This window comes from Dyella amyloliquefaciens (assembly GCF_004296575.1).
GTDB classification, from domain to species: domain Bacteria; phylum Pseudomonadota; class Gammaproteobacteria; order Xanthomonadales; family Rhodanobacteraceae; genus Dyella; species Dyella amyloliquefaciens.
The window spans coordinates 95,940-120,095 of the sequence record NZ_SAYT01000006.1; the positions used below are offsets into that span (position 1 = coordinate 95,940).

7 protein-coding genes are annotated in these 24,156 nt (G+C 65.6%); 2 read left to right on the forward strand and 5 right to left on the reverse strand.

Annotated features, from left to right (window positions below; genetic code table 11):
- Positions 1-40: 40 nt before the first annotated feature.
- Both EPB08_RS15360 and EPB08_RS15365 read left to right on the forward strand, forming a co-directional pair.
- Positions 41-19,006 carry a filamentous hemagglutinin N-terminal domain-containing protein gene (locus EPB08_RS15360; protein ID WP_130619996.1) on the forward strand — a complete coding sequence of 6,322 codons (18,966 nt, stop codon included), beginning with the start codon at positions 41-43 and terminating at the stop codon, positions 19,004-19,006.
- A gap of 8 nt (positions 19,007-19,014) precedes the next feature.
- Positions 19,015-20,673 carry a ShlB/FhaC/HecB family hemolysin secretion/activation protein gene (locus tag EPB08_RS15365; protein ID WP_165418517.1) on the forward strand — a complete coding sequence of 553 codons (1,659 nt, stop codon included), beginning with the start codon at positions 19,015-19,017 and terminating at the stop codon, positions 20,671-20,673.
- 6 nt (positions 20,674-20,679) lie between these two features.
- Here EPB08_RS15365 and EPB08_RS15370 read toward each other — a convergent pair whose 3' ends face one another.
- Genes EPB08_RS15370 through EPB08_RS15390 form a run of 5 tightly spaced genes read right to left on the reverse strand, consistent with a single transcriptional unit; the run spans position 20,680 to position 24,072 of the window.
- Positions 20,680-21,255: a GNAT family N-acetyltransferase gene (locus tag EPB08_RS15370; protein ID WP_130619998.1), complete on the reverse strand. Its 576-nt coding sequence runs from the start codon at positions 21,253-21,255 to the stop codon at positions 20,680-20,682.
- Positions 21,252-21,719 (reverse strand): GNAT family N-acetyltransferase, encoded by a 468-nt coding sequence (locus EPB08_RS15375; protein ID WP_130619999.1) that lies wholly within the window; start codon positions 21,717-21,719, stop codon positions 21,252-21,254. The genes EPB08_RS15370 and EPB08_RS15375 overlap by 4 nt, the downstream gene beginning before the upstream one ends.
- Positions 21,713-22,312: a YdeI/OmpD-associated family protein gene (locus EPB08_RS15380; RefSeq protein WP_130620000.1), complete on the reverse strand. Its 600-nt coding sequence runs from the start codon at positions 22,310-22,312 to the stop codon at positions 21,713-21,715. The genes EPB08_RS15375 and EPB08_RS15380 overlap by 7 nt, the downstream gene beginning before the upstream one ends.
- Before the next feature lie 9 nt (positions 22,313-22,321).
- Positions 22,322-22,807, reverse strand: coding sequence for a GNAT family N-acetyltransferase (locus EPB08_RS15385; protein ID WP_130620001.1), 486 nt, complete (start codon positions 22,805-22,807; stop codon positions 22,322-22,324).
- The gene (locus EPB08_RS15390; RefSeq protein ID WP_425598265.1) at positions 22,804-24,072 is read right to left on the reverse strand and encodes a metal-dependent hydrolase family protein; all 1,269 of its coding nucleotides are present in this window, start codon (positions 24,070-24,072) and stop codon (positions 22,804-22,806) included. The genes EPB08_RS15385 and EPB08_RS15390 overlap by 4 nt, the downstream gene beginning before the upstream one ends.
- Between the last annotated feature and the right edge of the window lie 84 nt (positions 24,073-24,156).

The following is a 24,156-nucleotide window of genomic DNA, read 5'->3' on the forward strand; positions in this document are numbered from 1 at the left end:
GCGCCCGTCCTCGCACGTTTACCGCCATACGGTCAGTGCCATGAGCCATCGCATCGTTTCGAAGAATCCGGCCAACCCACGTTTGCATGGCCTGGAGAAGATGTCATTGCGAACCCTGGCTACCGCCGTGTGCGGTGCGCTGGGCATGGGCTTGTCTTCGCAGGCATTGGCGGCGGGACCATCGACACTGGTCACGGTGGCCAACGGGCAGGGCCACACGCTCAATAATTTCACTGCGAGCAACATCCAGACCACCAAAAACGGCAACAGCAACACCATCAACATCGCGCCGGTCCAGCCCAACAACAGTACCGGCAGCGTCGCCTTTGGTTCGTATGGCGATTTCAATGTCGCCCAAGGCGATACGGTCAACTTCACTCTGCCGCAGAACGCCACCAGCGTGGTCAACCTGATCTGGGGCGAAAGCACCAGCAAGGCGGCGCAGATCGACGGCACGGTCAACAGCTACCTCTATGGGAAGAGCGGCACGAGCTATGGCGGCGCGGTGTATTTCGCCGACCCCAACGGCATCGTGATTGGCGCGTCGGGCGTATTGAACGTCGGCGCGTTGTCGTTGAGCGCGCCCACCGCATCGTTCATGCAGAACGTGCTGATCGACGCCAACAATATCGGCACCGCGGGCGCCACCAGGGCCAATCTCGATGCGCTGCTCGGGGGGCAGAACACGGTGACGACGCCGGCGACCACCACATCGCCTTTCACCGACTCCAAGAATCCGACCAATCTCAACGGCAACGCGCCGACCAGCACCACCACCTCCACGGATGCGAACGGCAACACCACCACCGACTACACCTACGTCAGTGGCAATGTCAGCACGCGAGTGGTGGTGTACGCGCCCAAGAGCGGCAGTACCACCTACACCATCTACACCACGACTGCCGAGACGGTGAATGACACCGCCGCGGCCAATGCCTGCGCGTCGGGCAACAGCGCGATGATCTGCGTGGATGGCGCCATCCATGCCAACAATGCGGTGCGCATCCACGCCACCACCATCGACGTAAGCGGCACGATCACCGTTTCGGGAGCCGGCAGCGATTTCCTCGCCACGGCGGTCAACCTCGACGGCAATGGCGCACCGACGCAAGTGGAGCAGGATGGCAACACCATCCGCCTGATCGCCGAGGACAGCAACGGCAGCTCCGGCGGCGGCGACGCGCAGGCCAACGCGGCGGTCAGCGTGAGCGGCACGCTCAGCACCGGCAACGGGACTTACCCGAAGTCGGCCACGCCCGCGCCGAGCCAGGACAGCTGGGGTGAAATCGCCCTGACTGCCAACGTCGCCAGCAACTCCGACTACGCCACCGGCAGCGAGATCAGCACGCTGGAAAGCGCCGGCAAGAACGTGGCGGATGGCGCCCTCCTGATGCTGGACCAGGGCACCTTCAACAGCAGCACGCCGAACCAGATTATCGACAACCTGGTGCCGTCGACGTCCCAGCTGGCATCCGATGCGATGGTCGCGGCCAATGTGGCGGCCGGCAAGCTGGGCGTGCAGGTGGCGTTTGCGCGCTCCTTCAGTACGGCCAATGTCGAGTTGTCGAAAGGCGCCAACATCAATGCCGGCGGCGACGTGCTGCTGCAATCGGGCAGCACCACCGAAACCAGTGCCAATGTCACCGCGGCGACGACCAGCGGTTCCAGCCCGCTTTCGGCTGCCGGCTTCTACGGCGCGGTTTACAGCAAGGCCAATGCCCTGGTGGATTCGGGCGCCATTGTGACCAGTGGCGGCAACGTCACGGTGAAGGCCACCACCGACAACTCGATGGCGGTCACGGCCAGCAGCACGGCCACCGGTAGCAACAGCGTGGTCGGCGCCACGGTGGCGTGGACCCAGGCGGCGGTGGATGCCAATGCGCAAGTCAACGGCACAGTCACGGCCAACGCGCTGAATATCGGCGCACACAACTCCAACGATTTCGACACCGAAGCGAGTGCTTCCACCAGCAATGCCAGCGGTTCCGGTTCCATTGGCCTGGCCGGTGCGGTCAGCCGGCAGACGATCGCGGCCGATGCTTACCTGGGCAGCGCGCCGACCATCAACATTGGCGCAGCCGGCAACATCACCATTGCGGCCGAAACCGACACCACCAAGAACAACACCAGCGCATCGACCGGCACCACGGCGCCGACGCCAGCGGAAAGTCCGTCGCCTAGCCAGAGCGAGCAAGGCGAAGGCGGCGATCTCACCAATACGATGGGCAATGTGACCCAGAACGCCGATGGCAGCGGTTCGGGCAAGGGCCTGGGCAGCGACTTGCCGTTCAAGATCGGCTCGGCCGTGGCGTGGACCGACAGCAGCAACACTGCCACCGCTTCGACTGCGCCGAACCTGGTCATCGCCACAGGCGGCAACCTCGCGATCCAGGCCATCGTGAGCAATGCCGGCATCCACAATGGGGCCGACAGCGAAACCTCCTCTGCCGAAGATGCCGGCAGCGAAGGCGCCAGCTCCACATCGGGTTCGAGCGGTGGCGGTTCCTCCTCCGTCAACGTCTCGGCCGCCGTCGCCTACGCCAACTACCAGAACAGCGCCGATGCCGAGATCGGCAGCGGCGACAAGATCACGGCGCAGAACATCGGCGTGAACGCGCAGGTCGTCGTGCCATTCGATTTCACCTTTGGCCTCGGTAGCCAGGTTTCGTCCGATCTTTCCGATCTGGAGAGCATGGGCAACAGCCTGGATGCTTTCGAGCAGGGCCTTTCCGATCTCAACACCCTCAAGAGCACGGTGAAGGGTTTGCCCTCCACCATCATGAACGGGGTCAGCGGTTTTGCCGGCGCGGCCGGTGATGGCAGTACCGTCACCGTGGGCGGTTCGGTCAACTACTTCGGCATGAGCAACAGCAGTCGCGCCTGGGTCGGCAGCGGCAGTTCGCTCACTTCCACTGCCGCGACGCCGGCCAGGGGCGGCAACGAAAGCTGGACCAGTTCGCTCGACTGGCTGACGGGGGCGGTCAACGATCAGAACATTGCCAACAGCACCACGCCCGCCGATCCGGGTGTTACCGGCACGGGTGCCGAAGGCAGCAGTACCTTTACCTGGAGCAATTCCGTCGATGTGCTGGCCGGCACCCACGTGGCGGCGTTCAACCTGGTGGGCGACCTCGCGCCGTGGGCCGACAAGGCTGCAAAGGCGGCCATCGGCGGCGCGTTCAACTACGGCGGCTATGCCGACAGCGCAACCGCCGGCGTGGATTCCCAGGTCGCGATCACCAGCAACAACATCGTGGCGGTCAATGCCACCAGCGCAGATACGTTATTCGTGCTGAGCCCCACTTCCGGCCAGGGTGGTTCGGCCGCGATCGAAGGCATGGTGGCGCTCACCGATGTAAGTGATGCCACGCACGCCACGCTGAGCGGCAGCGACACCGTGAATGCATCCGCGCTGGACGTGAATGCCACAAACCCGGTGATGGTGTGGTCGCTGGCCGGTGCGTTGTCGAAGGCTGGCAGCGGTGCGGTGGGCTTGAGCGTAGGGATCAACGACATCACCACCAGCACGGTGGCGAGCATTGGCGATAACAGTGGCGACGAAGTTCCCGCGCCCACGCTTCCGCCCGCGCCGACACCGGCGGAAACGGGCGGCACCATCACGGTCAACAGCCTGGCTGTGCAGGCCAACACCAGCGGCGAAGCGGGCGGGTTGAGCGTGGCCGGCTCGTACGTGAGTTCGCCTGCGCCTGCGCCAGCCCCTGCGCCGAGTCCGGCTCCCGCGCCGGCCCCTGCGCCAGGCAGTGGCCTGCTCAGCATGCTCAAGGGTGTGTCCTCGCTTGCCGACAAGTTGCGCGGCGGCGCGGAGACATTCCAGAGCGCGCTGGACAAGGTGGATGAAATCAGTGGCGAAGGCGCCACGATCGAGAGCGATCTGACCGGCTCCAGCTCCAGCTCGAGCTCCGGCAGTTCGCTGCTGGACGACGCCAGCAGCAAGCTCAGCACCATCTCCAGCGGCCTGAGCGCGGTGTCCAGCGCAAGCTCCGGTTTGCAGGGCATCGTCGGCAAGCTTGGTAGCCTGAACAAGAAATCGAGCGGTACGCCCAGTTCCAGCTCGGGTTCCAGCTCGAGCTCCAGTGCCACCTTCGGCATTGGCATATCCGGCGCGGCCAGCGTGGACATGGCCAGCCTCAGCACGCAATCGGGCGTGGATGGCGTCACCGTCACCGTGCCGGCCAGCACCACCGCCGGCAGCCCGCAGGTGGACGTCGTGTCGACCAACGACGCGCAGTTGTACAGCGCGGCCGGCAGCGCTGCGATCGTGCGCGCGCAGAGCGGCAACACCAATGCCGGCATCGCCGGCACGGTCGCGTACTCGAACGTGGCCGACACCACCACTGCCATCATCGGTGACCACGGCAGCAGCGATGCCACCCAGGTCAATGCCGGCAATGTCGCCGTGCAGGCGGTGGACAACAGCATGCAGGTGGATGCCGGCGTCGGTGTGGCGGCCGCACTGGGCGGCAGCGGCACGGACGTGACGCTGGCCGGCTCCGTATCGATCGGCGCCTCGCATAACCAGACCACGGCGTCGATCGATGACGCCACCTTGACCGATCCGAACGGAACCACCACCGCCGATGGCGTGCAAGTCACGGCCTACGATGCCTCGGAAATCGGCATCGGTGCCGGCGCCCTGAGCTTGAGTACGGGCAGCGGCACCAACGTCAATGGTGCGTTGAGCCTCACTTACGCGCAGATCAAGGACAACACCAACGCCAGCGTGGACGACGGCGCCAGCATCAGCAACTACGGCAACTTCTCGCTGAATGCGCTGGACAGCGCGCAGATCATAGCCGTGGCTGCCACCGGCAGCCTCGCCACCGGTGGAAAGGGCGTGAGCGTCACCGGCGCCGTGACCTACAGCGATGTGCAGAACGGCACCGTCGCCAGCGTCGACAACGGCGCGAGCGTGAATACCAACGGCAATATCGCCGTGCAGGCCGAAGCGGTCGATCCCACCAGCGCGTTGGTGAGTTCGCTCAACCTGCCCACGCCGCAGCCGGCAACCAGCTACTACGATTTCAGCGGCGGCGCTTTGCAGTCGAACATCGCCAGCGCGAACAGTGCGAGCCAGAACGCCGACAGCAACGCCAACGCGCAGGCCGGTCTCACCGCCTCGACCACCACGTCCGGGCCGAACAGCACGGGGCTTGGCAGCTCGATTATCGCTGTGGCCGGCGACGTCAGCGCCGCATCCAACGACGTGGGCATGTCGCTGGCCTACAGCAACATCGCCAATACCCATCAGGTGGTGATCAACGGCGCCAGCCTCACCGCCAACGGCGGCACGCTGAACCTCAACGCGCAGGACAACACGCGCGTCATCGATTTCGCCCTGGGCGTGGCGGGTTCTGCCGGGCCATTCGCTGGCCTGGGCAGCGCCACGGTCAGCACCATCGCCAACCACGACGAAGTGCTGCTCGGTCCCAACAGCGACGAAGCCAGCGGTCTCGGAACCGGCGCGACTTCGCTGAGCGCCAACATCATCAACGCCAGCGCGACGGACAAGTCGGCCATCTACAGCCTGGCCGGCAGCGTGGGCGTAAACACCCAGGGTGTCGCGGCCGGCGGCGCGGTCACCTACAACAACATCGGCAACACCATCGCTGCGGAAGCGACCAACGTCGCCTTCACCACCAACGGCGCCGACACCCAAGCCTCCGCCACCAACCCCGTCTACGACCTCGGCCTGCAGGCCAGCAACAACGCAAGCATCATGGCTGGTGCGGTGGCCGGTTCGTTCGGTTCGGAAGTCGCACTCAGCCTCTCCTTCGGTTGGAACCAGACCAGCAACACGGTCGATGCAAGCCTCGTCGGCGGCTCGCTCACCAATCTCGCGCAGGGCGGTGGCAGCGCTGGTGCGCAAGGCACACTCGGCATCACCGCGACCGACAACGCCACCATCCAGGCGCTGTCCGGCGCGGTGGCCTTTAGCGGCAGCGCGGGCGTAGGGGCCGCCGCCAGCGTGCAGGAAATCGGCGATAGCACGCAGGCCTGGCTGCAGAATGCCAGCCTGCAAACAAATGATGTCACCGTCAACGCCAGCACCACCGCGACCGAACAGTCCATCGCGCTCGGTGCAGCGATCGGTGGCGACGGCTCGGGTGCGGCGTCGGTGGCCTACAACTGCATCGGCAGCGGCGGTGTCAGTGATGGCAATTGCGCCGGCAGCAGCGCCGGCAATACCGGCACGCTGGCGGCCGTCAGCGGCATCACCGGGGCAGGCGGCGCGGGCGCCGCGGTGATCGGCAATACGCTGAACGTCAGTGCCGTCGACAACAGCAACATCAGCACGCTGGCAGTGGATGTGTCCGACGCCAGCGGTGTGGCGGTCGGCGCATCGGTCGCCGTCAGCGGCATCGGCACGACCACCTCGGCCAGCATCGGCACGGCGGCGCCGGCCAGTGGCAGCGACAGCACGCTTACCTTGCTGGACGTGGGTAATCAGACCAACGTCACAGCCACATCCAGTGCCAACATCGAATCGCTGGCGGTGGGTGCGTCCGGTTCAGGAGATGCGAGCGTGGCCGGATCGGCCTCCGCCAACAGCATCGACAACACCATTCGCGCCAGCATGACCAACGTGTCCACGGGCACGGCAGCCGATCCGCTGGTGGCGACCAGCGGCAACGTCACCACGATCCAGGCCACCAATAGTGCGCAGATCGGCTCGCTGGCCGGCGCGCTGGTCGATTCCGGCAGCGCGGCGGTTGGCGCGGCGGTGGCGGTGAACGACATCAATACCAACACCACCGCTGCATTCGATGGCGATGGTGGCACGCCCACCAGCACGATTGGCAACGTGGGCAACTGGTACCAGACCGGTTCGCTGCAGGTGGAGGCCACGGCGAGCATCCCGAGCAAGACCAGCGGCCTGTTCGGCGGTTCCAGCAGCCTGGCCAGCGACAACGCCAACATCCAGACCATCGCGGTGGCCGCGGGCCTGGCGGGCGGCGTGGGCGTGTCCGGATCGGTCGCGGTCAACCAGATCGGTGGCAATACCAGCGCCTACGTGGACCAGGACGCCAATGTCGTGGCCAACCAGAACGTGGGCGTGCTGGCGTCCAGCAACCAGGGCATCAACGTGTATGCCGGCGCGGCCGGGCTGGGCGATTCGGCCGGCGTGGGCGCGGGTGTGGTGGTCAACACACTCAACAGCGGCACCACCGCCTACATCGACAACAGTGACGTCAACGCTTATGCCAACGGCGCTGCGTTGAGCGTGGCCGGCGGCACGACCGCCAACACGATCACGCTGCCCGACAGCCTCACCGGCACGCTCAGCACCTCGACCGGCACCACCAGCAACATCAGCACGCCCGATCCGGATCTGGACAGCGCGACGACATCCGTCAAGGGCGTGGCCGTCTCTGCCAGCAACGAGCAGCATGCCTTCACCCTGAGCGTGGGCGTGGGTGCGGGCAGCGGTATCGCCGGTGCGGCCGAAGTGGGTGTCAACCAGATCGGCGGCACCACCAGCGCGTACATCGATGATGGTTCGCTCATCAATGCCCTGAAGGACACCGCCACCGAGTCGCAACAGTCGATCAACGCCGCGCAGCAGGTTTACGTCAACGCCTATAACGCGCAATACGCGGCCAATTATCTCGCCGCTGTAGCGGCCAGTGGCGGCATCGCCGTCAGCGCCGCCGCGCCGGTCAACACCTTCAACGGTGACACCAAGGCGTACATCAACGCCTCGACGGTCGATTCGCAGGCCAGCCAGCAAGGCACGGTGGTGCAGGCCGACAGCTACCAGTGGTCGCTGAACAACCTTGGTGCGGCGTCTGTAAGCATCGATGATTCCGCCAACCTCACCGGCGCCGTCTCCTTGTTCAGCGCCAGCACCGACGCGTATATCAATGGCGGCAGCATCAGCGCCAGCAACGTCAGCGTGCTCGCCAATTCGGCCATCCAGAGCTCGCAGATCGGCGGTGCGCTGGCAGTGTCCGTGGGTGAACTCAGTGCGGCAGGTTCCGGCATGGCGCTGGTCAACATCGACAACGCCGAGACCTCCGCCGAAATCACCAACGTGCAGAGCTTCGCCGACGGTGGCGCTGCCACGGTGCAGGCCACGTCCAGCAATACGGCCGACGCGCTTGGCGAGCAATTGGCCGGCGGCCTGTGGGCGGGCCTGGCGGGTACCGCGGGGGTGGACATCCTGGGCAACACCACCACCGCGCTGGTGCAGAACAGCACGCTCGCGGTGGGCGGTACGCTCAATGTCACCGCCAACGACACGCAGAACGTGGCCAACAACCTCGGTGGCATCGGCATCGGCGCGGCCGGAGTGGGCGGTGGTGTCGACGTGACGCTGTTGCAGACGCACGTGGATGCCAACATCGACGACAGCAGCGTCACCACGAATTACGGCAACGCCGCCAGCGGCGTGAATGTCTATGCCAACTCCGCGCTGAGCGTGAACAACCAGACCACCAATATCGCCGCTGGCGCGGCAGGCGTGGGCGTGTCGGTGGGCGTGCTGATCGCCGGGTCCGGCGATGCCATTGCCAACAACGGCAACCTGTCATGGCTCAATGGGGGCTCGGGTACGCCCAGCGCTTCCAGCAATGGCCAGAGCCAGCAGCAGGTTACGCTGGCCGACGTCGACCAATTCGGTAGCCAGGGTTCGCTCAGTGGTACCGACGCCAACGGCAATGCGGTTTCCTACAGCAGCCTGGGCGTGAACAACGCCAGCGCGGTCAACAGCAGCGGCAATTTCAGCAGCGCCTGGGCCACGGCGATGGGCAGTGCCAGCAATGGCATCACCGCGCGGATCACCGACGGCAGCCAGATCACCACCAGCGGCAACGTCAACGTCGCCGCCAACGTCACCGACAGCACCAGCAATACGGCCGGCGCGGGTGCCGGCGGCGCGGCGGCGATCGGTGTGTCGGTGGCCTATACCGAACTGGACAACCAGGTTGGCGCGCTGGTGGACAACACCAGCAAAATCTCTGGCGCCAGCACGGTGGCCGTGCAGGCGGGCATCGCCGATGGCGCGGGCGGCAGCGCGGCCTACACCGCGATCAGTACTGGCCAGAGCGCGGGCAATGTCACCGTGGGTGCGCTTGGCATCAACGTGGCGGTCGCCGATAGTGAGATCAACAACAACGTGCTCGCCGAAGATGCCGGCAACATCGCCGGCAGCGGCACGCTGGGTATCCTGGCCGGGGACAGCAGCACCGCCTCGGCGGGTAACAGCAACCCCACCGTCAACGTGGGCATCGGCGTCGCCGCCGGCACCATCCAGGACACCGCCGATCGCCACGACAACATCCTTGCGTCGCTGGACGCCGGCGCCACGGCGAGCGGCTTCGCCAGCCTGACGGTAGCCGCCACCGACAACGGCGGCGCCACCGCACAGGGCGTGGCCGGCACCGGAGGGATCATCTCCGGCGACGGCGCGGACATCACCGCCAGCGACACCAGCACCGTCAGTGGCAGCATCGGCGTCAACACGCTGGCCGGCAGTAGTTCGGCAAGTATCTTCCCGGGTTACAGCATCGGCTCGGGGCTGGTGACCACGCTGTCGGGCGTGGGTGCGACCAAAGTGAAGGCCGATGCTGCACCGACGTTGTCGGCCAGTGCGCAGACGACCACCATCGGCGTGGGCATTTCGATTGGCGTGAACAACGTCAAAGCCACGGCATCGCTCGACAGCAGCGCCGTGGTGGGGTCGTCAGGCTCCGACGTGCAGTTCACCAACGCGCCGGCGGGCAGCACGCTCAACGTCACGAGCGACTTCGCGCCGACCCTCTCCGCATCTTCCACCGGCAACAGCGGCGGCATCGTGGCCGTCGATGCCTCCGATGCCACAGCCAGCAGCAGCGGCAGCAATCGGGCCGAAATCGGCAGCGGGGTCATGCTGCCGCTGTTGGGCAGCGTGTCGATCGTGGCTGACAGCACGCCGGTAGCCTCCGCCCATGCCAACGGCGTGGTCGCCGGTGGTTTCATCGGCGGCGGCTTCAATGCCAATGCCAGTTCCGACGAAACCACCACGGCGTCGCTGGATGGCAGCCAGGCCAATGTGAGCGAGATCATCAGGAACGCCACCACCGGCGTTACCTATGCGGGTGCCACCGAGCTGACCAGCCTGGGCATCGTCGCCGACAGCACCGACACGAACGACGCCGCCGTCAAATCGGGCAGTGGCGAGCTGGTTGGCGGCGTGGCTTCCACGGCGACGACGGCCGCGCTGTCCAGCTCCAGCGCCACGCTGGGCGCAAACCAGTACCTGACGATGGGGGGCGAGTTCAACCTGGTCGCCAACACCCAGTACATCTACGGCGTCACCGCCGACTCGAGCAATGGTGCGGTGGTTGGCGGCAGCGGCGCCTATGCCAACAACCTCGCCGGCGCCTCGGGAACCACCGCGGCGGCGAGCATCGGCGGCAACACGGCGGTGGTGTCGGGCGGCGACCTCAACGTGATCGCCGACACCACGATGAGCGCCGATACCAGCAATGGCGGCGCTACCAGCGGTGCGGGCGGTTTGTTCGTAGGCACGGCCGCCAAGGTGGACAACACCTTCCTTGCCAACAACGCCGCGCTGATCGGCAACGGCGATTACCTCGCCACCTACGGTTACGAGACGAGCAGCACGTTGAGCAGCATCAACGTGATCGCCTTCAGCACCATCCAGAACGTAGACGACCAGGCCAGCATCACCATCGGTGGCGCGGTGCCGGTCGCCAATCCCACCACCAACTTCACGGGTACGGTGGGCAACACCATCGATATCGATGGCAACAGCGCGCTGAGCAGCTACGTCGTCAACGTCGGCACCTACGCGATGATGGGGGCGATGAACACGGCGATCGGCAACTCGTACGGCCTCGCCGGCGTTGCCTCGGCCAGTTCCACCACCAGCCTCACCGCGAGCCAGTCGGTCAACGTCGGTACCGACGGCAATGGCACCGTGTCCATTGCCAGCATGGACGACAGCTACGTGCTGGCTGGCGAAGATTTTGGCGACGGTAGCCTGGCCACCGAGCTGAATGCCCAGCCCGTGGCGCAGGCCTACGTGCGCGGGCTCATCGCCATTCCCTCGGCTTCGGCCACGGCCAATGTCCTGAGCAATGCCTCGCTGACACTGGGTGCGGGCAGTTCGGTCACCAGCGATGGCGACGTGAATATCGGCAGCATCAACGGCACGCTCACGGCCCACCCCGACAGTGAGGGCCATGGCTACGAGCTTGGCTTCATTCCGGTAACCAACAGCGACAACAGCACCAGCGTCGGCGGCAGCGCCAACACCGTCATCAACGGCAACGTGGTGGCCGGTACGGGTGGCGACCTGCTGATCAACATCGACGCCAGTGGCAATCTCACCAGCAATGCCATCGCCTATGCCGTGGATACCGGCAGCGGCTTCGCCACCGCCGGCGGCACGATCAGCGGCACGCCGAGCGCCGTCACGTTCGCCGCGCAATGGGTCAACGACTACAACGAAACAGCCCCGGGCTCGACGGGCAGCGTCACGGCGTGGGAACTCGGCGGTTCGGCCAGCGACGTCCTTGGCGTGCCGCTCAGCGTGCGCGGCGGCAATGTCTATCTGTTCGGCGGCAACGGCACCAGCGCCAACACGGGAGGCATCAGCGGCAGCGGATCGGTCATGGCCAACCCGGCGCCGTCCATCACCATCAACAATGCCAGCACCGACACCTTGGCGCTGTCTGGCATCGACGTCAGCTTCGGCCTCAGCGGCACGGTGTACGAGAACAACGCCAACACCAGCGGCACGACCAGCATCGGCGGCGTCAGCATCACACAAGCGCCCAGCGACGCGCAGCCCAATATCACCGTCAACAACACCTACAACGGCACGTTGTCGCCGAGTCAGAACACGCCGGACATCATGGTCAACGGGGTCATCCAGGATTTTGGTGGCAACGTCAGCCTGAGCACCAGTGAAGGTTCGATCACCACGAATGGCATCTATGCCAATGACGTGTCGATCTATGCGCCGCGTGGCGACGTGACCTTCAATGCCAACCCGGCGTTCACCGGCGGTGACCCGGCTGGCGCGCTGGACAGTTCGGCAAGCTGGCTCTTCACCAACATCCTCGGGCCGGATTTCTTCAACACCGGCAGTGCCGCGACCGGCTCCTGGGACGCGGACAAGGTGGCGGCGGCGATCATGGAGTCGGTGTACGCGCCCAACTCGACCAGTACGGCAACGCTCAATGCCGCGCTGATGACGTACGGTGGCGGCACCCCGGTACCGTTTTCGAACTATCAGGGAACGTTCCAGGCAACGCCGATCATCACGATCGGCAACTGTGCCGGGTTCTCGTACGGGGGCAGCACCTGCAACGGATCCGGCGATTCCGGCATCGGTTATGGCGTGATCGGCGAGGGCCCCGGCGGCGCCGGCTACACGCCGATCGTGCCGTGGATCGCGCTGGGCGTTTCGGGCACCAACGTGCAAGGTGTCTCCAGCAGCTGGGGTGCGGGCCAGAAGATGCCCTCGTCGCAGTCGCAGACACTGACGGTGAATGCGGGTGCCAATGGCTACATCGACTTCGATTCGTCCTACACGGTGGGTCAGTCCGGTGTATGGACGGTGCAGACGCAAACGGGCCTCAACGATTTCCTCGCTGCATATTCGAGCAACAAGGGCACTCCGCTGTATGCATACAACGCCGGTAGCAGCAGCTATGCGGCTTACCAGGAGTCGGTAAGCAATGGCACGCTGGCGCTGACCGATGGCACCGGCAATACGCTGTACTACTACAACAGCAGCAACAGCAGCTTTGAGCCCTTGCTGGGCCTGGTGCAGTCGGCCGGCTCCAGCCGGCTCATCGGCGCCAGCTACAACCTCAACCAGAAGCAGATCGACCTCGATAGCGTCGAGGCCACCGGCGGTGGCCAGGCCACGCTGATCGGCCATGTGGTGAGCACGGGCGGCGGCAGTATCACCGTCAACAGCGGCTATGGCGAAGTGCTGGTGGACAACACCACCGGCCTGCCATTGCAGGTGAACAACATCGACACCGGCAAGGCATCGCCGGGCATGGTCACCATCGAAGACTATTCGCAGCTGATCGGCAGTTCCAAAGTCCCCAGCACCACCTGGTACGTCAGCGTGGACGGCGGCGCCACGCAGACGTTCACCAACAACCCAAATGCCTACAACAGTGCGCAGAGTGGCGTGACATCGACGCTGGAAGCGGCGTCTAACGTGCCCAGCATCGTGGAAGCATCCAATGTCAGTGGCGATGCCATCTATGCGCTGACGGAGAATGGCGGGGCGTTGACCAGTTATGCCCCGGCCCAGGGCCAGTATTACAACTACGGCATGTCTGCCACCGTGTTCCGTCCAACCTCCGGATTGCCCTACGCATACACCGGGTCGAGCAGCAGCACGGACTGGTCGTTCTACAACGCACAGACCGGCAAGGCCGAGAACGGCGACCAGGCGTGGACGCCGTATTCCGGGTTCTCCACCTCGGCGAACGTGGCACTGAACAACGGTGCGCAGTGGGCCGTGGGTATTTCCGGCAGCACGAGCAATCCCGTGCAGTCGATCTACGCAGGCGGTTGGGCGGTCTTCCACGGATGCGGCGGGGGCCTGGGTTCAGGGTGCAACTACGGCACCACGGCCACCGTCTATGACGACGACACGACCTGGTACTCCTCCAAGAACCCCGGTGGTTACGGATCGGCCTGGAATTTCCTGTATCCCGACTACGGCCGTCTCAGCATCAACGTCACCCAATCCGCCTCGCTGCCGATTGCGGTGAATTTCGCCACCTCCACCACCAACCGCGTGGAGATCGACTCCAACGCCAATATCCTGCTCAACGGTGTCATCTCCAACACCAACAATCCGGTGCAGAACGGCAACACCGCGGCGGGCGTGTCGGCCCTGCCGGACACGCTGCTGGTCGCCACCAACGGCGGCAACATTCTCAATACCAATCCGCAGCAGCAACTGATCTGGACGCATGACCTGGCCATGATCACCGAAGGCGGCGGCAGCATCGGCACGTCGTCCAGGCCGATCAACGTGCAGATCACCGGTTACGGCAACACCGATACCGGCAATGGCGGTGTGGTCGATACCGGCAATGAGACCACGGTCGTGGCGGTGACCGACGGTTACACCAAGGCCAGCGCAAGCCCGGACGGTGGCAACGACGGCAGCATCCATCTCAACATCAATTCCGGCAGCAGCAACCAGCCGATCCTGGCCGTTGCCGGCGGCAAGGGCACGCAGGTCTACGGCGACGTCGACATCACCAGCACCGGTTCGCTGGTGAGCACCCGAGGCCCCGGCGTGATGATTCCGGGCATGGCTTACCTGGGCTGCCTGCCGGCCGACATGGCCAGCGGCGGCGCCTGCACCGCGGACGCCACGGTGCAGGGTGCGATCGGCGGACAGGAGGATATCGTCGGCGACGCGGTGAGTCTCACCAGTCAGTTGGGCAGCATCGTGGGCTCGCAGACCATCAACGGCAGCGTGACCAGCGACCGGCCACTGATGGTGCAGACCCACTTCTCGGCCGGCTCGGTTGATGCGCTCAATCTCACGGCCGCCGGCGACATCGATGTCGCCAACGATGCCGGCGACTACGAAGTGGGTAGCGTGGTCTCGCAGCATGGCAATGTGACCATGGATGCCGAGAAGGGCGGCATCTACGACGCCAGCTCGCTGTCTGCTTCGGCGACGCTCAACCCCACGCAGGAAGAAGCGCTCTGGCAGCGCTTCGGTCTGGTATCGGTGGATACCAACGGCAATGCCATCAACGGACCTACCGCAGTGGGCCAGGCGATCACCAGTCAGGTGAACGCAGCCTACAGCGAGTACGTCGGCCTCATGGCCGAAGGCAGCTACAGCAACGGCAACTACACCTTCAACAAGACGCCGACGATGGGTCTGTTGCAGTCGTACTGGGCCCTGGTGGTGCAAGCCAGCAACGGCACGATCAGCGCTTCGGCCACGCCGGACCAGATCGACGTACAGAACTATCTGGCCAGCCGCATCGCCGGCGATATCTCGCTGTTCGGCCAGTGGATCAGCACTTCCAGCGCGAGCTGGAATACGCAGGGTGAATTCACCAACCCCGGCGGCGGCTACGTGTTTGCGCTTACGTTGGCGCAGCAACAATCGCTGGCTTCGCAGTCGTGGAGCGAGAACGCCTTGCTGTACAGCCTGAGCAGCGCCGGCATGCTCGCCGCGCCCAGCACGGGTGGCGCGGGATCTGGCCTCACCACCACCACGGTCGGCACCAACTTCACGCCCAATATCAGTGGCGTGAACGTGACACTGCTGGCTAATGGCAAGAACAGCGGCCTCGGCCAGCTGGGCACGCCCATCACCATCGACGAAAGCGACCTGGCCACGCTCTACAGCACGGGTACGCTCGTCAACACGCTCGACAACGGCAACAATCCGGGCGTGTTGCAGGCATTGGCCAGCGCCAGCACGCCCGGCGACATCACGGTGTATGACACCAATCACAACGTGATCAGTGGCCAGCAGCTGGCGCAACTGGCGGCCAACGCCACCTTGTCCAGCGTGGGTGCCACGGCCGGCGGCACCACGATCGGCTCGATCGTGATCACGCAGATCGATCCGCTGTTCGTCGATGTGACCGGCGATCTGGCCGGCAAGGCGAATGGCGCGGTTTACATCCAGGCGCAGGGCAACCTGGCGCTGGCCACGCAGCAACAGGGCGACCAGAGCTTCCAGCTGACGGGCCTGAGCTCCGGCCTGGACATGAACCTCACCGCCACCGGCGGCATCCAGGCCGACCCGGGCACCGCATACTTGCCAAATGCCAAGGCGTTGCTCAGCGTCGGCGGCAACCTGACCATCGCGGCCAACAACAATGTCGGCTTCGACAGTTACGGTCTGGATGCGCTGCCGGTCTTCATCACGGGCACGCTCAACAAGGGCTCGGCCGGCGGCAACCTCGCGCTGGAACAGACCGCAGGCGACCTGCTGGTGAACCAGGCCGTAGCCAACGACGACGTGCTGCTGCAGTCGCGCAACGGCAGCATCTACTCGATCAACAACGTCACCAGCGTCGCGGGCAACCAGATCACGTTCGACGCGCTGGACAATGTCGCCTTCAACAGCACGCCGACCGCCGCTACGCCCACCCTGGGGGCGCTGTGGGTGCAGGAAACAGGCAGCAAGCCGCTGCTCTATGCCACCGCAACCAACGGCATCGTGGACATCGCCACGGACACCGGCGATCTCAACGTCGGCACGATCCAGAGCGCCGGCGAGATCACGTTGCTTTCCACGACGGGAAGCCTCGCCGCGCAGCAGCTGACTTCCAGCGATGCGGGCGTCGACGCTACCGGCTATCTGGATGCCAGGTTCTACAACGTGCAGGCAGCCGGTGGCGTGGTGCTCAATGCCACCACGGGTGCGCTGACCACCACCGGCACCATCGCCAGCAGTGGCACGCAAGCCCTCGGCGGCAGCAACCCGGGCGACGACGTGGACCTCAACGGTGCCACCGGCGTAACCATTGGCGGGGATGTTTCCACCGGCAACGGCAACATCAATGCGACGCTGACCAACCTCACGGATACCGGTACGCTGGAGACGGGGCAGGGTGCTGCGTTGAGCGCGACCGGCGGCAATGTCGCCCTGAGTGCCGCGCAGACCGGCGATACCGTGCAGATGGGCAGCGGCAGCAGCATCACCGCCACCGGTACCGCAACGATCACTTCCGGAGGCAATGTCGTACTTGGCCTGGTGCGCAGCACCGATGCCAGCGATACCCCATCCATCAGCATTGCGGCCGCTGGCAGCATCCAGGGCAATGGCGACACGCTGAATGTGGAAGAACTCGCAGGCGGAAGCGTGTCGTTGCAATCGGTCAACGACATCGGCAGCGCAACGAGTCCGCTGGTCGTGTACATGACCCCGGGTGCGCTCGATGCCACCAGCACGCAAGGCAGCATCTATATCAACGCGCTCGGCAACCTGAACGCACAGAGCATCAGCGCCAACCGCAACGTCGTTCTCGCGGTGGCCGATGCGCTGGACTTCACGCAGATCACCGCCGGTGGCAACGCCACGCTCACGGCCGCAACCATCGATGGCAGCAACCTGACCGCCGGCGGCGCCGTGCAGACGAACAGCACGGGCGCGACGACGCTGGGCACGGTGGCCAGCGGTGGAGATCTGACCGCGATTGCCGGGACCGATCTCACGGCGACCACGGTGAGCAGCGGTGGCAACACGGCCCTGACCGCCACCAGCGGCACGCTGCAAATCACCGGCTCGTTGACCAGCGGCGGCGACACTGCGCTCACCGCCGGTAGCGACATCGGCGTCAACGCGCTGACGGTGGGCGGCACGCTGGTGAGCAATAGCGGTGGCGACACGACGATCACGCAAGGGACGGTGACGGGCAGCAGCCAGTTCACCGCGGGCGGCGACCTCGCCCTGGGCGACTTCACCGGCGGCGACAACCTCACGGCACACGCGGCCGGTTCGATCGGCTTCGGCTCGCTGCTGTTGACCGGTGGTTCGTTGCAGGCCCAGGCCGGCGGCGATCTCGACGTAACGCAGCAGCTCAACGTGCAGCAGGGCGGTGCGACCTTGGGAGCGGGCGGCAACATGTCGCTCGCCGCGGTAACCGTGGCTGACAACCTGGTGGCCCATGCGGGCGGCACGCTCAATGCCGGCAGCCTGCAAGCCGGCGGCGAGGCCACTCTCACCGCGGGCGGCGCGATGAGCCTGTCCAATGTGCAGGCCGGCCAGGATCTGACGGCGCAGGCGGGCGGTTCGCTGCAGGCGGGCACGCTCAGCGCCGGCGGCAACGGCTCGCTGCAGTCCGGCACCAGCATGACGCTGGGTGGCGTCACCACCGGCGGCAATCTCGACATGCTGGCGGGTCAGCAACTCGCCTTCAACGCACTCGACGCCGGCGGTTCGGTGTCCGGCCGGTCGCAGCAGGCAGGCATCCAGGGCAACAGCGTGCAGGCGGGTGGCTCGATCCAGTTCGTAGCGCCGGGTGACATCCGCGTGGGTGCGCTCAACGCCGGGACGGACGTCAGCCTGCAGGCGGGTGGCATGGTGGTCACCCAGACCATGGCGGCTGGGAACAACGTGACGGTGCAGTCCGGTGGCGATGCCGACCTGTACTCGACCACGGCGGGTAATACGCTGGACGTGGACAGCGGCGCGGCGATCAACATGCACGATGGCACCGCCGGGCACAGCATCAGCCTGGCCGCGCAGCAGCTGGGCTTCACCTGGCTCACCGCGCCGGACAGCATCACCCTGCTGGCGCGCGACGGCAGCATCCTGGGTGCCACGCTGACCACGCGTGATGCGTTTGTCGCGGCCAACGGGGATATCCAGCTGGATGCTGCATTTATCGGCGACCGCATCAACCTGCAGGCGAACAACATCAGCGCCACCGTGACACAGACCACCAGCGGCCAGCCGCTGTATTCGGTGCTCACCGGCTACCAGGGCGGTGTGGCGGGCCGGATTGTGGTGACCGCGGATGCGCCGCAGGACTGGATGATCGATCGCCTGGCCGCCGTCAACGCGGCACTGGCCACCACCGCGCCGAACGTGGACATCAGCTCGGCGCACATCGAGCAGACCATGTCGGTCAAGACGCCCGACGCCTACGTGTGGATGAACGAGCACAGTGCGATCCTGGTGCCGGCCACGGTGCAGCTGATGCAGCCGACCTACGACTTCCAGCTGCACCAGGATGGCGTGGCCACGCTCACCGATGCCTTCATCGTCCGCTACAGCTTCGGCGACGACACCACCACGCCCAACTACGTGGCGCCGCACGACTGGCTCGCGCCGAACTATCTGGGCGAAAGCGCGCTGCGCTTCAACGGCCGCATGCTTACCGACCAGACCGATGACCGTGGTGGCGACCAGGTCGATCAGCACCCAACGCCCGTATGGACCCACACCGACCCCAGCCAGCTGGTGCGTCCGGTGGATGTCCAGGAGGCGGCAGTCAATATCAATGCTCCGGAATGAGGCGATACATGCAGGGATACAGGGGAACGGCGCCATGGCGCCGCGTGGTGATGAGCGCGGCGCTGGCAGCGGGATGCAGTAGTGGAATCCTCGGCGTAGCCCAGGCACAGACACAGTCGCAGGTGACGCCGAGCACGTTGCAGAACGATGCCCAGCGCCAGCAGCGCTATTACCAACAACAACAGACACCACCGCCGGTGCAGCAGACGGATCCGCTGCAGCAGCCGGCCGCGCCGGCGGTTGGCGCGGCCAACGCGCACACGACGGCGCGCTTCGTGCTCAAGCGCGTCGAGTTCACGCCCTCGGCCCTGCTAAAGCCGGCCGACCTGGCGGCGGCGGTCAAGCCGTATGAGGGCAGGGAGGTCGATGGCGCCAAACTCGCGCAGATGCTCGATGCAGTGAACAACCTGTATCGCGCGCGCAAGATCACCACGGCACGTGCATTGTTCAAGAACCAGCCGGTGGTCGATGGCGTGGTACACGTGGACCTGATTGAAGGACGCCTGGGCAAGGTGGCCATCAAGGGCAAGCGGCATGTCAGTGACCACTACCTGGCCAAGCGCCTCGACCTGAAGGAAGGCGAGGTGGTCGACGCCGAGCAGTTGCGCGACAAGCTGGTCACGCTCAACCGCACCACCGACCTGCAGGCACAGGCGGTGCTGGTGCCGGGCGCCTCGCGCGGGCTCACCGACGTCCAGCTGGACGTGCAGGAACCAAGCCGCTGGGCGCTGGATGCCTTTGTCGACAACGGCGGCGTGGACAGCACGGGGCGCAACCGCGTCGGCCTGCAGGGTCACCTGTACAGCCTGTTTGGCATCGACGATATGCTGGACGGCAACGTGGCGCACTCCAGCGGCGGCAACGACGGCTCGGTGTCCTACTCGGTGCCACTGTTCCCGAACAACGGGCGGCTGGGCGTCAGTTACTCGCACAGCCAGATCAACGTGATCAACCAGGCGTTCCGCAACATCGACATCCAGGGCACCTCGTCGGTCACCTCGCTCAACTACAACCAGCCGTTGATCGCGACCCTGGACTGGCTGTTCAGCGGCATCGGCTCCTATTCCATCACCGACTCCAACACACATATCAGCGGCCAGGACATCGCTGACACGCGTACCAATGCCTGGACCCTGGGCGCCAGTCTGGCGCACCAGTCGGACGGGCAACGCTGGGGCGCCACCCAGCTTTTCACGCGCATACGTTCCGACGAGCCCCTGCTGGGCAAATCGGACTTCACGATCGCCCCCGGCAGCGCTTATTTCATCCAGCGGCTGTGGCAGTCGCGCTGGGCCTTGCGCGCAGACCTGGGCTGGCAGTTCAGTGCCACCGGCAACCTGCCCTCGGCCAACTTGTTCCAGATCGGCGGTCCGGGCAGCGTGCGTGGCTACGAGCGTGGCGTGCTATCGGGTGCCCGTGGCTACTACGCGGATCTCGAGCTGCATCGCTCCGTGGGCGAACGGCTGGACCTGTTCGGCTTTGTCGACCATGGCCAGGTGTCCTCGTCCTTCCCTGGCAACCAGCAGATCAGTGGCGCGGGCGTGGGCGGCAGCTACTCCTACCGCTGGATTACCGCCTCGGCCGACGTGGCCAAGCCCTTTGTGACGGTGATTCCCGATCAGGACAGTGTGCGCTTCGACTTCCGCCTGACCGCGCACTTCGACTGAACCTGGTCAGCTGTTGATTTGCTGCAGAAGCGCGGTCCAGGCCGCGCTCTCGCGTAGCGTGGCGAATGGGATGACCGGCGTGGGGGGCGTGGTCGGCGGCTGCAGTTCCTTCTGCCACACGCCCACGTCCCACCATTGGCCCAGCTTGTAACCGCTGCTGCGCCATACGCCGGCGGGGGTGAAACCCATGGCGTCGTGCATCGTGACGCTGCTCTTGCCGGGCAGGGTGATCACGCCGACGGCCTGGTTGATGCCCTGCAATTGCATGGCATCGAGCAGGAAGCCGTAAAGACGGCGAGCGATGCCGCGGCGGCGTGCATCGACATGGACGTAGATGGACGTTTCGGCAATCCAGTCGTACGCAGCGCGTTCGCGGAAGCGGCTGGCGTAGGCGTAGGCCAGTACGCGGCCGGCGTCTTCCCAGACCAGCCAGGGATAGTGCTGCAGGCGGCTGACGATGCGCCCGCGCATCGCCTCCACACCGGGCAGGTCGTTCTCAAAGGTTTCCACGCCATGCAGTACCGAGGGCGTGTAGATATCGTGGATGGCCTCGGCGTCGTCGGGGCGGGCGATGCGGATCATGCGAGCGACTTCTCCATGCAGATGCTGCGGGGGTTGGCGCGATGATCGCCGAACGGCGGGCAGCGGCGGTAGCCGGCGCGTTCATAGAGTTCGAGCGCCTCGGTCTGCGCCGTGCCGGTTTCCAGGCGAATCATCGTGTTGCCAGTGCGCCGTACCTCGCGCTCCAGCGCCTCGAGCAGCTGCTTGCCCAGGCCGAGGCCGCGGCATGCGGGCAGCACGTACATGCGCTTCACTTCCACGTAGTCCGCGTGCCGTACACAGGCGCCACAGGCCACGGGCGTGCCATCGACACGCGCAGTGAGAAAGGTGACGTTGGGCGGCGTGAGCTCATCCACCGACACCGGATGGATATTGCTGGTCGGATACAGCTCGGTGAGATAGCCGTCCAGTTGCCTGATCAGGGGGCCGATGTCGGCGGCGGTCGGGTCGTCGACGTGGAACTGCAGAACGGGCGGTTTCAACATGACTCGTACTTCCAGTTGCGACGCTTGCCTTCGGCCAGCCATTCCAGGGTCGTCACCAGGCGCTTCTGGCGCGTGGCATCCGTCTTGGCCTCGTTGATCCAGTCGATGTATTCGCGCTGGGCGCCCGGTGGAAAACCTTCGAAAGTCTTGCGCGATGCGGCGTGCTTGCGTTGCACGAATGCGGCGGCCAGATCGTCGGGGACCACCGCCGGCGGTTTGGCCGATGGGTTGCGCTTCGGTTTCACGCCGCCATCGATCAGCGACATGGCCTTCTTCACGTGAGCGACCAGTGTCTTCTGCGTGGGCAGGTCTTTCAGCGTCCCGATCTTGCCGAACTGCCCCATGCCGTTATCGCCGGCCTCGCTCGCGACATCCTTGTGCAACCAGAAGCCGAAGCTGCAGTGCTGCTTGAAGGCGGCCATGTTGCACAGGAGCGATCCCTTGTAGCTGAAGAACGGCATGCTCCATTTCAGGCCTTCCTCCACCTCGGGGCAGGCCTCGTGGACGACATCGCGCAGGTGTTCCAGGATCGGCTGAGCGAATGGCGCGGCCTTGGCGATGTACACGTCGACGCGGGGATCACGGCTGGCCACGATGGCACCTCACAGCTCGCGGATGAAGAACTGGTCGCAACTGAAATGACCGGTGCCACCCATGGGAGCACACAAGGTGGTAAATCCGTGTCGGCGGTAGAGCGCCTGCGCCGCATCCATGCCGGTCAGCGTCTCCAGGTAGCAGCGACGGAAGCCTTGCGCGCGCGCCGCGTCGAGACAGCGCAGCATCATGGCGCTACCGGCGCCGATACCGCGCGCTTCAGGCAGGAAGTACATCTTGCGTAGTTCGCAGACATCCGCATCGCCGCCTTCCAGCGGCGCTACGCCGCCACCGCCGATGACGACGCCGTTCCGTTCCACCACGAAGTACGCGCTGCGTGGCCGCCCGTAGGCCTCGTGCATGGTGTCCACTTCCGCATCGTGGATGGCGAAGCCCGGGCCATCGGCGCCGAATTCCGGCATCACGGCACGGATGATGCGGGCCATGGCGGCGTTGTCGCGCGCCTCGATGGGACGGATCAGGTAATCGCTCATGGCGTGTTCTGCGGGGTGCGGTAGATGGTGCCGTCCTTCATCACGAAGGCGGTCTGCTTGAGATCATCGATATGCGTGGTGGGGTCACCGGTGAACGCGGCGAGATCCGCGCGCAGGCCAGGTGCGATGCGCCCGAACTTGTCCTGCTGGCGAAGAATGCGCGCGGCCACGTCGGTGGCGGCATGCAGGGCCTGCGGCGCGGTCATGCCGTCGCGCACCATGTTGGCCGGCTCGCGCCAGTTGTCGCCGTGGGTGAACACGCCCACGTCGCTTCCGTTGCCGATGGTGACGCCCAGCTTGAGCGCCGTGCGGAAGGCGCGCTCGGCTTCGCGCATGCGAGCGGTCGGCTCGCTCTGGCCGGGTACATAGTGTTCGAAATATTGCGCGGTGGCCTCCACGGCGGTAAGCGTGGGCTCGTATGCCACGCCGCGCTGCTTCATCAGTCGGAAGGTGGACTCGCTGGCGCCGTAGCCGTGCTCGATGCTGTCCACGCCGGCTTCCACCGCGAGATGCACGCCCTCGTCGCTGGAGGCATGCGCGGCCACCGGGCGTCCGGACAGGTGCGCGGTGTCGACGATGGCCTTCATCTCCGCCAGCGACAGGGTCGGCTGCGTGCTGCCATCGCTGCCGACGCGATAGTCGGCATACAGCTTGATCCAGTCGGCGCCGTGGCCGGCCTGTTCGCGGGTGGCGCGAATCGCCTCATCCACGCCGCTCACTTCCTGTGCGCCGCCGGGAAGATCGATATCAGGACGGAAGCCGCGTGGCCCCGGCCCGTAGCTTGCCGTCGCGACGATGGCGCGCGTGGCGATGAACAGGCGTGGCCCGGGAATCATGCCTTCGTCGATGGCGCGCTTGACCGATACGTCGGCAAACCCGGCACCCTCGGTGCCGAGATCGCGCAGGGTGGTGAAGCCGGCCATCAGCGTGGCGCGCGCGTGCGCGGCGGCCTCCAGCGTGCGGTAGTCCTGCGGCTCCTTCAGCACCTGATCGTTCCACAACGTTTCGTTGTAGGGATGCAGGAAGACGTGCGAGTGCAGGTCGATCAGGCCAGGCGTCAGCGTGGTGCCGGGCAGGGCGATGCGCTGGGCTTTGGCCGGTGCGTTGATGCTGTTGAGCGGGCCGGCGGCGGAAATGACCCCGTCATGCACCAGTACGGCCCAGCCCGCATGGGCAGCATCACCTTCGGCCGTCCAGACCCGATCGGGAACCAGCAGGACATCGCCCTTTGCTGATGCCGCCAAGGTTGCCGACGGGCCCGCCATCAACACGGCGGCCAGCACGCCACTCCACACTTTCCAACGATTCCACCGCATCACGGGTCCCCGTACGTCGAAGACCCGATTCTA